The following is a 1,527-nucleotide window of genomic DNA, read 5'->3' as shown; positions in this document are numbered from 1 at the left end:
ACCGTTCAGCGACGCGGTGAACCTGTTCCCCTGCGCCGTCCGGTAGCACGTCTAACCAGCGTTGCTGAGCGTCTTTTACGGCCTGTTTCGCCAATTCTTTGTTATCCGCCAGCCATTTAATCCATTCGCGCCCTGCTGCGCCGTGGTGGGCGTTAAACGCCGCTTCTATGGCTTTAGCGTGAGATTGTCCGTCTGTGTGCTCGTGGAACGTCCGTGCGCGTGTCATGGGGATGTTTAGCAGTCTGACCAATTGCCCAGCCTTAAGGCGCTTGCCTTCTTCCCTGACGTAACTGTCGAGATCAATCTCACCCGTACTGATAACCAGCGTTTTAAACCGGATAATCTCACGGTTGCCGCCGTCCTTCGCGCCCTGCAACTTACCCAGTCCGTTAAAGAGCGCGTAGGCTGAGTTAGCCACGCCGCGTCGGTCGCTGTTCTGGCCTATTTCGTCCAGTGGCATGAGGCCGTCATTGTGTGCGGCTGCCTCGTTCAGTAAGCCAAGTTGCGTACCGTACCACGTGAGCTTAAGCGCCTCTGGCTCACCGTACAGGCTGCTTGCAACGCTCTGTGTGGTGGTCTTCCCTGCTGTAGACGGTTCGTAGAAATGCACCCCGAACCCACTCGCGTTAACCAGACCGATAACAGGCGCTGCCAGTGACGCAGCAATAGCGGTCATCATGGACGGGTTGCCGTTCGCCAGCCGTGCTACGGTGTCACGCCAGCTCTGGCATGTTCCCGATACACGGTATCCTTTCGCTGCTGCTGACCGACCACCAAAAATAACGGGGACTTCTGGCGTACCGATAACCTCGCCGGAGGGCAAAATATACGCCCCATACTGCCAACCTGTTTTATCGGACACGCGCCAGTGTTCTTTGGTTGGGGTACATTGCCACCAGTCCGCCAAATTCGCTCTCAGGCCATTTTTGGTTGTGACTTTCAGCCCCCCCGCCTTCAGACGTCGCCACCCTTCACGCTCGCCGATAATCGACATGGGGATAGCCTCTATTCGAGGCGCGCCGCCGCTGGCAGGTCGCCAGTTCATGATTATGTACTCTTCGTAATCGTCGTACCCGATGCCCAGCACGGACACGGGGGAACACATCCAGGCATCGCTATAACTGATTGCGCCGCTCCGGTCTAATTTGGGGGTAATCCAGTAGACGCCACCGTCACGCAGCTCAGCCCACGGCTGTAATGGGTCATCGGGTTTTTGCTGTTCTGACACGGGTTCTCGCTCCGTTGGCTCCGGCTCTACTGGCTCTGACTTTGGGTCTGTTTTTGCCCCTGACCCTATCAATGTTTGTTCAAACGCGTTCAGCATGGATTGCAACCCGTATCTTTGGCGATAGTCGTCCCAATCGGCTTTTTCTTCACAGGGTGGCAGTGCAACGAACCCCGATACTGCCGCTGCTGCCTGTTCTGCCGCAATTTTTCCTGTGTTCTTTTTAAGGTTGCCGTCTGCGTCCAATTCACCCTCGGCGTGCCAGTCGTTATCTGCGGCGATAATGATTATCGCGTGAGGCC

The 1,527-nt window shown here is 56.4% G+C and carries 1 protein-coding gene; it reads right to left on the bottom strand.

The window, feature by feature from the left end; all coding sequences use genetic code 11:
* The coding region (locus AACQ81_RS03295; protein WP_237388472.1) for a DUF927 domain-containing protein at positions 1-1,527 on the bottom strand (1,527 nt) is incomplete at both ends.

It is taken from the genome of Xenorhabdus sp. Sc-CR9 (assembly GCF_963897815.1).
Taxonomy (GTDB): domain Bacteria; phylum Pseudomonadota; class Gammaproteobacteria; order Enterobacterales; family Enterobacteriaceae; genus Xenorhabdus.
The sequence above is the reverse complement of the archived record's forward strand: the minus strand, read 5'-3'. Positions and strand labels throughout refer to the sequence as shown.